Source organism: Deltaproteobacteria bacterium, from assembly GCA_016874775.1.
In the GTDB taxonomy this organism is placed as follows: domain Bacteria; phylum Desulfobacterota; class Binatia; order Bin18; family Bin18; genus VGTJ01.
Genome location: VGTJ01000184.1, coordinates 1 through 11,687 on the forward strand (window position 1 = coordinate 1; position 11,687 = coordinate 11,687).

The window sequence follows — 11,687 nt, forward strand, 5'->3', positions numbered from 1 at the left end:
GCGCTTGGAGGTGGTGCGCCGTTCGGCAGACGCCAAAGGCTTTACCGTGTTGCCCCGCCGCTGGGTGGTGGAGCGGTCCTTCGGTTGGCTGGGGCGCTAGCGGCGCTTGTGTCGGGACTTCGAACATACCACCGTTTCCAGTGACGCTATGGTGTACTTGGCCAGTATCCGGCGCACGCTGCGGATGGTGACGACGGAAAATACGAATTAAAAAACACTTTCTGAGACCAACAAGTCAACGATGGCAGGAAAGTGTTCCTCGGTAGATGCCAGATCGCCGTGGATCGCTGGCATATAATAATAATTGCCGATGCCATCGATGCGCCCCGAATCCCACGTCACAGTCCCATCACCGAGAGAGGTTCCCACCATCTTCAGGCGAAAACTCTCGCGCACTTTTTCCTTACGCACTCCGCAGGGAGTATTGGGCGCGATACCGAAGACGTACACACTCTTATGCTCATACGCTTCTGGCAATGATGGGTTCAGATTACCGTCTTGCGCCCAGAGCCAACTGGAAGCATCAAGGACCTGCTGGTTAGGGGTGGCACACCGTTTGTCACCAAACCAGAAATCGCGCACCAGTTCCTTGAAGTCGGCCCAGGTCTGGGCTTTCTGATAGTCAAATACGCCACCACCATCCGGCTGACCTTGGAATGTATCGGTAAAGCCAGGTTTCGGCAGCAACTGCAATGCACCACGGAACCCAGCCACAATATCGAGCACCTCCTGCATGTCGTGTTTCAGGTCCAGCCGCACCAGCGTGCGTAAGGTATCCCCCTTTCCGATCATGTTCTCGACCATTGAGTGTGCGCCTTGGTTTGGTGTCCCCAGCATGATGAAACGCGCACCCTCTCGTGCCATTAACGCATCCATCACCGCACGACGCCGGTGGATACAGGCTCGCACGACTAGCCCACCCATGCTGTGTGCTAACAGCCGGATAGGTTGCTGCGTCTCTTTCATTAACTGGTCAAGGAAACTGCCCAGCCGCTCAGCCAGTACGTCGAGTGGCTGACGCCAATCATACGCAAAACGTTCGACACGGTGAGTACGCTCGAGGGTTTTACACAACTTGCCGTAGCTGAGCGAAAACAGATCTTCCGCTTCTACTCCTATCTTTCCCCACGCAATCTTCGCTAGACCACCGGCGGCAATATCAAGAGGATCGAACCATACGCGATCGCTCTTCCCAACCTGTAAGTGTGACCCCATGATACCGGGTAACACCACAACGACCGGCCGGTCGACATCGATCACTGCACGTGTCGCGGCAACGAGTGCCGCCTCAAGGTCCTCAAGACCAGGCAAGGTTATGAACCCGGGAATTTCTGTTGGCGTGTCGGTGACCAGCCAATCGCGAAGTGCGGTACGCGTATCGAAGTTCTCGAAATAGCGAAAATGAGACACATCGGCGCCACGATCGAACAGCACGCGCGCGTTCGCTTTCGTCGCCACTCCAGCAAGCATAGCCGCGGTATCGACTACCAAATCGTTGGCTTCATTCTCGAAGAAGAGAAAATCGGCCAGTTTGACCGCTAGGCGCTTGAGGAGGTTCCCTCCCTCAATGTCACCGGCAATAACTGACATGAGGATCTCGCTTTGTAGTGCCGCATCACGGAGGAAGCGCGTCATCGGCGAGTCGGGCAACATCGCTTCAATACCAGGAACCAAATGGGCATTGGTACGGTTCTTAGCGATTTCAATCACCACCCGTTTGAAGGCTGAATAGACGGGATTCCCAAAGAAGAACGGCACCTGACCAACGAGGGTCAGAAGGCTAGAGAGAAAGAGGTCGAAGTTGCCGCTGGCGAGCTTGGTGCCGTTGGCAGGACAGGCAACGCGAACATAGCGTTGTACCACGATTTTGCGTTCGCGCAGCTTGGCCGCAAGTTTCCGCAGTTGTGCCCGGTGCTCGGCATGAGCGTCCTCAAGCTCTTTGCGGACACGTTCGGATTCCTCGGGATCAGCATCACCAGTTCCGTCAAAGGCATAGCAGAAGTCATCAATGAGCGCGTCAAAATCCTTGAGACACAGCAAATCAGCAACCAAACCACCGCGTGAATGCGATACCAAGCTAATATGGGCACCGGGAGGGAGCGACTCAACAAGATCAAGCGCATTGTCGATTGGACTTTGCGACATCGTCCGATGTTCAAGGGCAAAGATACGATCAGAGAAGCGGTCTTCTAACGCAGCCCAGACATCGCGGTTGTCTTTTCGCAGTTCTCCAAAGCTCCCAAAGGTGCTTGATCCTGTACCGTGGATAAAGATCAGCATTGGTGCTGGGGCACCGGTTTGCGGATCGATCGGTACCTGGTTGCGAAAATCCGCTGCCAGCGGTCGCAACTCAGTAGCACCTTCCCAGCGATATAATCCCGGCTTTTGCGTGAGTTGATTTTCTATGGCCCACATCAAAGCCTTCGTGCCTGTCCATGTCACTCCGAGTTCGGCTGCATCAGCCAGCTTACCTGTCGTCAACTCTTTGAGTTTTTTTAATGCTGCGTCAATGATCGGATCTGGGGTCTCACCGACTACGAACGTAAAGACCTTATTGACGAGCCCACCTATGGCTTCACCAAGATCTCGCCGAGCAACCGCGCCCTCGGCACGCAGCTTCTCCAAGAGAATTTCATCGTTCGGGCCAAGCAGTTCAGGATGGGTCTGTAACAAGGTCTCGCGGAGCCGCGCAGCGCTGGTGATCAGCGTACTGCCATCACTGAGTTCCAGCACGATGATTTCATCGGGTCGAGCCTGGTACTGCTTCTCAGCAACTCCATCCGTCGAGCTACGAGCGCTGGGACTGACATCGAAACTGCGCGTAGCTCTCAGGTACGACTGCGGGAGACAGGAATCATCGGCCTGCCCAGCCGAACGGGTTGTAGGTCGAAGGAATGATGGCAGCGTAGGAGTCACCTCGCGGCCGGTTACTTTCAGAGAAATGGTGGTTTCGGCCACGGCATCTCCTACTGTTGGTTATGTTGCTCCCTCTCCCCAAAGGAAAAGGTCAGGCGTGCACATCTGGAAATCCGACTAGGCGAACACCTTCCTCTTACGCGCTGAGGCACTGCCGACGATCTGCGGGCTTTGTGGGTACTGCACCGACGGCAAATACATAGGAGTGATCGCAGCGTGCCAATTAGCATACGTTGCATCCGCTTTCAGTGTCTTCAGTGCCTTGAGCGCATAATAGGTAAAGGCGCCAGTTGGACGGCCGTTGATACGAGCGTCATAACTGAAATTGTTCGGACCTTCCTTGCACCCCGAGAGCAAAAGATCACCCGCCGTCCGAGACAACGCACTGGTGAAAGCCGAGGCAGGGGCCGTCACTGACACAGAAGACAGAGGCTTCCCGCTTGCACCCTTAGGAAGTTGATTTTCAGGTAACCAGTTTCCCATCGGCATAAAGCGAGGGCGCGGCACATCATCAGCCTCTGGGTCAGGTGCAGCAGCACGAGTGACCGTACCAGAGTGACAACTGTCGGCGATCAGAACCAACCGCACACCGGGTTTGCGGGCAGCAAGAAGCTCATGGATCTCGTCGTCAGTAAGCGGGGCATTGTTGGTCTGAATATCATACGGGCACAGCGCCTCGTCGAGGCCGTCGACTTCGTCACCATTGATATCTGGCACATACGTACCATGGCCAGAAAACGTAATGACGACGACATCATCACTCGCCGCCGCAGTAATCACCGATTTGAAGCCTGCGACCATGGCCGCCTTGGTCGCTTCTGCGTCCAGCAATTTCGCCACGGTAAACCCGCGTGCGGCAAGTTCGGCAGCCCAGTCCTTCGCATCATTCACACAACCCGCAAGATCCATGTGTGTCCCAGGATAGTTATTAATACCGATGCAGAGTGCACTCTTTGCCATGATATGTTCCTCTTTTTCGTTTAGTGATCTCGGACAGCGAACATGAAGCAGGGAAATTCTATGATGACTTGTGCCATCATCAAAACATATGGCAAAAACTAGACCATAAGTTACAGAAGAAAAAGGGCAACAAGAATACGCTCGCAGCGTCAGAAATTAATCCAGACGAAAAAGACCTGAGCTACTAAGATTGACACCAGAGGCGCAGTAAGCACAATTTCACTTCTGGAAACGAGACCTTGAGAGAAACTGTCAATTCTTGTTGACAGGCAAAAAGACTTGACACACGTGCTCCTTGTGCCTCTTTACTCCCAGCCTCGGCTCATGGGCAAAGCGGTCCGTTAACGTGAGCACCTCAGCAAGCCAGAGGTCCACCTACCAAACCAGCGAATCTGGTTTCTGCTTCCATAAGGTCTCCTGCGTATGAGGAACTGATCCTGCTCTCGCACTGGACGTGACGGACACCGTACCGCAGCTTTGCTAATGAGTTTTGACGCTCAAATTCGGTAATAGTCGATGCGTCTGTAGGGGCGACCGGCCGGTCGCCCCTACACACCGAGGAGCACAAGACACGGTATGTCTCATTACCGATTTTGATTATCAAAGTTCATAAGCATGGGTTTTCACTGGTAATCGACAAAGCCCACGCTCACTGGTATTCGCTAATGCAAATCGCATAGGGGAGGATTATCGTGGCTAAGAAACCCTCAGAGGCACCCGAACGGGTCATCGAAGAATCGTCCACCACGCCGCACCCAAGTCGTCGCCGTTTTCTCCGTAACGCCGCCCTTGGAGTTGCTGGGGGCAGCGCTGCTCTTGCTGCGGGCTGTAAATATCAAAGTCAGATCTTCCTCGTGAGAGGCGCTCCCAAAGAAGCCGCAGAAAAAAGCCCAGACTGGCAAGAAGCTCACATTCGCAGTTACCGCCCACTCGGGCGTACGCAAATGGAGATGTCGGATATCTCTTTTGGCTGTGCGAGTCTCAACAATGTTGCCGTGGTCAAACGTGCACTTGAGCGCGGCATTACCTACTTCGATACCTCTCCGGATTACTCTGATACCGTCTCCGAACAAACACTTGGTGAAGGTATCAAAGGCCACGCCCGCGATAAGCTGTTCATTGCATCGAAATTTTGTACCGCCAATGGTCACCTCAGCAATGACACTCCAGTCAAGGAGGTCATCGCGACAGTCGAGGACAGTCTGAAACGTTTAGGTACAGACTATCTCGACCTGGCTCACATTCATGCCGTCAATTCGATTGAGCGCTTGATGAATCCCAATATTCACGAGGCGTTCGATCGCCTGAAGGAGCAAGGAAAGCTGCGCTATCTCGGGGTATCGTCACATACACCAGATCTTGAAAAAGTGATGCGACATGCCGTCGATTCCGGGCGGTTTGATGTCATCATGGTCGCTTATAATTCCAAAAACTGGCCAGAACTGACGACCATCTTTGCCGATGCGAAGAAAAAAGGAGTCGGCGTCGTAGCGATGAAAACACTGAAAGGCGCACAACACACCGCGCTTTCTGACTTCACGCCAACCGAGCGCGAGTCATTTTCGCAAGCAGCCTTCAAATGGGTGCTGTCGAACAGCGACGTGAGCGGCCTGGTGGTTTCGATCAACTCGCTTTCTCAGATCGACGAATATCTCTACGCCTCAGGTCAGCCGCTACAGAAGTCGGATGTCGAGTTGCTAGAGAAGTACGACCGGTTGGTCAGCAACGACTATTGCCGGCCCGGTTGCGGCGCGTGCTTGTCGTCATGTCCGTCCGCAGTGCCGGTCAACGACATTCTTCGTTACGCGATGTACTATGAAAATTATGGTCAGCAACGTATAGGCATGGAAGCATACGCAAAGATTCCTTCCTTACAGAATGCATCGCAGTGTGTGTCCTGCAACACTACGTGTGATAGGGCTTGCCCATTTGGATTGCCAGTGCGAGAGAAGATGCTTCACGCCCATCGTATGCTGCGGGTGCCAGGGAAAGATGTGAGTATAGAGATTTAGGACGTAATACGTAAAGCGTAATACGTAACCACCCAGCCCCACATTTTTACGAATTACGAATCACGCATTCCATTCTTCTTGAAGAAACAATTTATTATGAAGTATGCGGTATTCTACAGTCTCCAAGCACCGCCAGAATTCGGCGTCACTCCACAACAGGTCTACGCCGAGGCGTTGGATCAGATTCAACGCGCTGATGAACTTGGCCTGTCCCAAGTGTGGCTCACCGAACACCACTTTATGGATGATGCCTATTGTCCATCACCGATGATCGCTGCCGCGGCCATCGCTGGGCGGACAAAGAAGATTCGCATCGGCCAAGGAGTCGTTCTACTCCCCTTCTATGGTCATCCACTCAAGCTCGCCGAAGATGCGGCTGTGCTTGATGTCCTCTCTAGTGGACGGTTTGAGTTGGGCATTGGACGTGGCTACCGACCCCACGAATTCACCGGGTTTGGTCTGAACCGAAAACAGCGCGTATCGATGACCAATGAAGGGATCGAGATCATTCGCAAGGCGTGGAGCGGTGAGCGCTTTAGCTTTAGCGGTAAACATTATCAAGTGAATGAAGCACGCCTCACACCAACGCCAGTGCAAAAACCCACGCCACTGTGGTCGGGAGCAGGAACTCCAGCCGCGCGACGGCGAGTGGCAGAGCGTGGATTGCCGCTGCTCGTCTCTCTCATTACCAACCTTGAAGAAACCAAGGCAGAGTTTGGCGACTACACACAGGCGCTCCAGGATTTTGGCCACGATCCTGCGCAGTTTCCCCGCGCCTTAATCCGTGAATTTTATGTTGCTGAGGATAGTAAACGCGCCTGGGAAGAAGTGAAACCGCACTTCTTACATGTCTATCGTAAAGTCTATTGCCCACCCTGGATCCCGTTTTTCGATACTAATCCAGATGGTTCGCAGCGGCGCGTCACGGACCCCAACGATCCGTATTTCGCGTCCGAAAACTATCGCAAAGACCGCCACATTATTGGTGATCCAGAATTCTGCGCACGGGAACTCCGTCGCTTCAAAAACGAAGCAAAAATCGACATTATGATCTTACGGATGCAGTTTCCCGGACAGTCTCATGCGCACGTGCTGCGGTCATTAGAACTCCTGGTGAAAGAAGTTATTCCACGAGTAGAAGCGTAATTCTCAGTCACGCCCACCCCCATTAAAGCCGGAAAGCGTTACCCCCGATACCTGACATGAGTAGGAAAAGAGGTCTTGGGGGGCACACTACCTGAGCAGACGGACACACCCGAGTCATCGCCCGATCGGAAACCGTAGGGTTTCAGGATTATTCAGCCGCACCCGCGCACTTTTTCCCTCGGTGAGCCAAAGTTCGCTCAACTCCTGAGGACATATGACGTTTACGCTGAAACAAAAATTACTGTTGGCGTTCCTGTCTCTTAACATCTTGATGGTCTTGGGCGGTGGCGTTGCACTTTACCAGTTCGCACGCTTGCATTCACATGTCGGACAAACGACAACAGCAGCGGTTCACCAGCTCCAAATCGCCGAGGAATTGCTCCAGGATACTGATTTGATTCGTTATCACGGGCATCGCTTCATGGATCTTGGCGGGTCAGAGGATCGCAGGGAAACGCTCTCGCGGCTCGATACACTGAACGAAAAACTCCAAGCAGCGAAGGGCCGTGCAGCCAACGAATCAAGTACCAGTTCGTTGTTCTCAGAGCTGCGAACCATCGCCCATACCTACCGTCAGCAGTTTGACCTCAATACCGCACGCATTGATGAGCGCATCGTCAAACAGATGAGCATCTTGAAAGATGTCGAGACGATTGAAACGCTGCTACGGCAATTGTTTTCTGCTCACCCCGGCCGTAATGAAGTGGTGCAGCCATTTCTGTTTTTCATGACCGCTCAATTACATCTCAACACATACTTTTACTCGTTCGACGACCAGGATCTGCTGGAAGTCTCTCGGAGCCTCGATATTGTCGAGAATTTTCTCAACGGCAAAATGCCCTTTCTCACCGCGGCTCTAGAAGAGACTCGCGCGAATGCCTCCCTTGAAGTCAATAAATTCGTGTCAACCCTGACACATTTTCATTTCGTCGCCCACCAAGCCCGCCGCGAAGAAAAAGACCACCTCGCCCTCCTTCCCGAACAGATGCGGCTACAAGCAACCAACATAGCCACCGCGAGCTGGGCCACGTTGCAAAGTATGATCTCCGATGTTGCCCAGCAAACAAGTCGTTCGCGTTGGTTGATGATCGTCGTCTTGTGTGGGAGCCTTGGACTCGGAGTTACCCTTCCCTTCTTCTTTACCCAGAGTATTACGCGGCCCATTGCCGAAATGGCCCGTGCAGCCAACAAACTCGCCGTCGGCGATATTGATCAAGTGATTACCTATCGCTCAGGAGACGAGATTGGCATGCTGGCGTCATCGTTTCAGCGACTGGTTGAGTACATTCGCGGTGTTGCCAACGCCGCAGACCAGATTAGCCGTGGAGATCTCACTGTTAGTATCCGTCCGCATTCTTCCCACGATGTACTCTCGCTCAGCTTCCAGCGTATGGTCACAAATCTGCATACGATGAATAGTCGCATGCAGGAAGGAGCAACGATTCTCGCCTCGGCCATTCACAATATCATGACACTTGCCTCACAGGTCACAACCAACGTCTCCGAGGCAGCCAGTGCCGTCACACAAATGTCCGCCACCGCCGAGGAAACGAAACAGAGTGCGTACATAGTCGAGCAGCGCGCCAATGAGGTCTCCGGCAGCACGCAGCTCACCGTGCAGATTTCACAGCGTGGGCGACAGGCAGTCGAAGATGCCATTGCCGGTATGCATCGGGTGCGCGAACAAATGGAATCGATCGCCCAGAGTGTCGTCGCTTTGAGTGAACAGAGCCAAGCGATCAGTGCCATCATCACGTCCGTGAGCGAACTCGCCGAGCAATCCAATCTCTTATCAGTCAATGCCGCGATTGAAGCCGCCAAAGCCGGGGAGCAAGGGAAAGGCTTCGGAGTCGTCGCACAGGAAGTGAAGCACCTCGCCGCACAATCCAAGACCGCAACGACACAGGTGCGCGTGCTGTTGGGTGAGATTCAACAAGCAGTCGCCACCGCTATCACGGTCACCGAACAAGGAGCAAAAGCCGCCGAGACGGGGGTGAAACAGTCCATTGACGCCGGAGAGTCCATTCGCGCCCTTTCACAAAGTATTGTCGAAGCAGCACAAGCCATGACGCAAATCGCCGCCACCAGTCACCAGCAGTTGATAGGCATGGATCAAGTCGTCTTGGCAATCGAAAGCATCCGCCAGGCAGCCACACAGAATACCGACGGAATGAAACGCATCGACCATGAATCGCGGAACCTCTATGTCGTCGGCTCCACGCTCAAAGAGCTGACGGAACAGTACAGAACCGCCGTTACGGAGAAGTAAAGCCCCACCGCTTACCCTTGCAGATGGTGTAACAAACCGAGAGCCAGGACCTCTTTTTACGCTCCCTCTCCCTCCAGAAATCGTTCTGCATCTATGGCGGCCATGCAACCAGTCCCTGCGGCGGTAATCGCCTGCCGATAGACTCTGTCGACAACATCTCCACACGCAAAAACTCCAGCGATCTTGGTTGTCGTTGCGCCAGGTTTCGTCAGCAAATATCCCACTTCGTCCATCTCGAGTTGCTCACGAAACAGTTCAGTATTGGGCGAATGGCCAATTGCAACAAAGACACCATCACAGGTGATATCACTGAGCTGATTGGTTTTGAGATTTCTGAGCCGTACGCCAGTCACGCCACTCTCGGCTTTCGCCTCACCATAAATCTCGTCGACCTCGGAATCCCAGATAAAATGAATCTTGGGATTCTTGCGCGCTCGCTCTTGCATAATCTTCGAAGCGCGTAGCTGATCCCGACGGTGGATGAGGGTGACTTTCCTGGCAAAACGAGTCAAGAAATGAGACTCTTCCATTGCCGTATCGCCACCACCGATGACCAGGACTTCTTTGTCTTGAAAGAAGAAGCCATCACACGTAGCACAAGCAGAAACCCCGTAGCCGATCAGTCGTTTCTCTGACTCCAATCCCAGCCATTTCGAGGTCGCTCCAGTAGCAATGATCAGGGCATCAGCCGTGTAGGTCGTTGTCTCGTCGGTAATCACAAAGGGCCGTCGAGAGAGATCCACTTTCGCCACGATGGTGAATTCACATCGCGCACCGAAACGGAGAGCCTGCTGCTTAATGAGGTCCATCAGTTCTGGCCCCATAATCCCCTGCGGAAAGCCTGGGAAGTTTTCTACGTCGGTCGTGATCGTCAGTTGCCCACCCGGCTGCGTTCCCTCAATCACCAACGGCTGCAGGTTCGCTCGTGCCGCATAGAGGGCCGCGGTCAACCCTGCTGGTCCTGAACCCAAGATGATGATTTTATGCTGTGATGTCTGGTTTTCTGCCACAACGCTTCTCCTCGTGCTCTTTGTCCCTGTTTTACGTTCTCCGCCCTCTAGAATGAACCCCCTTTTGTCATATAGGGTACGGCCGTAATCAAACAATGAGGTCGTTATGAGTAAACTCAGTCACATTGATGCACACGGCCGCGCGCAGATGGTCGAGGTTGCCGACAAACCCATCACCTCACGCGAAGCGGTTGCCACTGGCATCGTACAGATGCAACCCGAAGTGCTGCGCATGATTGTCACCGGACAGATACCCAAAGGGGATGTCCTCGCCGTTGCACGAGTAGCGGGGATCATGGCAGCAAAGAAAACGCCGGAATTGATCCCCCTCTGTCACCCCCTGGCTATTACGTCGGTCACTATCGACTTTACGCCAGATGACCAACGGGGGACGATTGCGATCGAAGCCCATGTCAAAGTCGAAGGGAAAACGGGTGTGGAAATGGAGGCGCTCACCGCCGTTTCCGTTGCTGCACTCACAGTGTATGACATGTGCAAAGCGGCGGATAAAAGCATGGTCATATCGGACGTCTGTCTGCAGAAAAAGACCGGCGGAAAAAGTGGCACCTATCAAAGACCCGCATGATTACCGTACGCTTGAAACGTGGCCGTGAAGGTCCGATTCGCGCGGGCCATCCGTGGATCTTCTCTGGCGCTCTTGCAACGATCCCCGGAGAAATCACCCCTGGATCGTTAGTCCATATTCTCACCACCGAAGGGCAATCACTCGGCGTTGGTTATTGTAATCCGCGTTGTTCGATTGCGATTCGCATATTGACGTCTGCGCATGAAGCAATCGACGCGCAGTTTATTCAGCGCCGACTTTCATCAGCGTTGACCTTACGGAAATCGATCTTACCAGCGCAAACGACCGGCTATCGCTTAGTCAATGGCGAAGGTGACTTCTTCCCTGGGTTGGTCGTCGATGTGTACGGCGATTTCATCGTCTGCCAGTTTCTGACCGCGGGAGTAGAGCGACTGAAGTCGTTGATTGTCGAAACCTTGGTGTCACTGCTTGCTCCCCATGGAGTGTACGAAAAAAGCGAAGGAGGCGTACGCAAAGAAGAAGGTCTTGAGAACGTCACCGGAGTTCTCTGGGGAAAAGAGCCACCCCCATTGGTTACTATTGAAGAGTGTGGGTATCGCTTTGTCGTCCACCTGCAAGGAGGGCAAAAGACGGGCTTCTTTCTCGACCAACGCGAGAATCGCACGCTGGTTGGGACTGTCGCCCGCGGCAAGACCGTCCTTAAGGCATGGGCAAGAATTAAGTTACCGATTAAGAGCGAGGAAGAAGCGTATAGTTCCAATCGCCATGAAACTTACCGGGTTTGATATTGAGCGCTTGAAACTCATCGTCGGAGACCTGTAGGCCTT

Annotated in this window: 8 protein-coding genes; 5 read left to right on the forward strand and 3 right to left on the reverse strand. The window is 53.5% G+C overall.

Going from position 1 to position 11,687, the window contains the following annotated elements:
- Positions 1–207 precede the first annotated feature (207 nt).
- The gene (locus tag FJ147_23670) at positions 208–2,958 is read right to left on the reverse strand and encodes a hypothetical protein (protein MBM4258889.1); all 2,751 of its coding nucleotides are present in this window, start codon (positions 2,956–2,958) and stop codon (positions 208–210) included.
- A gap of 75 nt (positions 2,959–3,033) precedes the next feature.
- A complete protein-coding gene (locus FJ147_23675) occupies positions 3,034–3,876 on the reverse strand; it encodes a caspase family protein (protein ID MBM4258890.1) in 843 nt (280 codons plus the stop codon).
- 692 nt (positions 3,877–4,568) lie between these two features.
- On the opposite strand from FJ147_23675, the gene FJ147_23680 reads away from it, so the two are divergent.
- The 3 genes from FJ147_23680 (at position 4,569) to FJ147_23690 (ending at position 9,303) form a co-directional block, all read left to right on the forward strand.
- A complete protein-coding gene (locus FJ147_23680; GenBank protein ID MBM4258891.1) occupies positions 4,569–5,888 on the forward strand; it encodes a twin-arginine translocation signal domain-containing protein in 1,320 nt (439 codons plus the stop codon).
- Between the two features lie 96 nt (positions 5,889–5,984).
- The gene (locus FJ147_23685; protein ID MBM4258892.1) at positions 5,985–7,034 is read left to right on the forward strand and encodes an LLM class flavin-dependent oxidoreductase; all 1,050 of its coding nucleotides are present in this window, start codon (positions 5,985–5,987) and stop codon (positions 7,032–7,034) included.
- 214 nt (positions 7,035–7,248) lie between these two features.
- Positions 7,249–9,303 carry a HAMP domain-containing protein gene (locus FJ147_23690; protein ID MBM4258893.1) on the forward strand — a complete coding sequence of 685 codons (2,055 nt, stop codon included), beginning with the start codon at positions 7,249–7,251 and terminating at the stop codon, positions 9,301–9,303.
- Between the two features lie 56 nt (positions 9,304–9,359).
- On the opposite strand, the gene trxB is transcribed toward FJ147_23690, so the two are convergent.
- Positions 9,360–10,313 (reverse strand): thioredoxin-disulfide reductase, encoded by a 954-nt coding sequence (gene trxB / locus FJ147_23695; protein MBM4258894.1) that lies wholly within the window; start codon positions 10,311–10,313, stop codon positions 9,360–9,362.
- 106 nt (positions 10,314–10,419) lie between these two features.
- On the opposite strand from trxB, the gene moaC reads away from it, so the two are divergent.
- Together moaC and FJ147_23705 are read left to right on the forward strand one after the other, a co-directional pair.
- On the forward strand, positions 10,420–10,899 hold the full coding sequence (gene moaC / locus FJ147_23700) for a cyclic pyranopterin monophosphate synthase MoaC (GenBank protein ID MBM4258895.1): 480 nt from the start codon (positions 10,420–10,422) through the stop codon (positions 10,897–10,899).
- Positions 10,896–11,645 (forward strand): class I SAM-dependent rRNA methyltransferase, encoded by a 750-nt coding sequence (locus FJ147_23705; protein MBM4258896.1) that lies wholly within the window; start codon positions 10,896–10,898, stop codon positions 11,643–11,645. Before moaC ends, FJ147_23705 begins: the two co-directional genes overlap by 4 nt.
- Positions 11,646–11,687 lie beyond the last annotated feature (42 nt).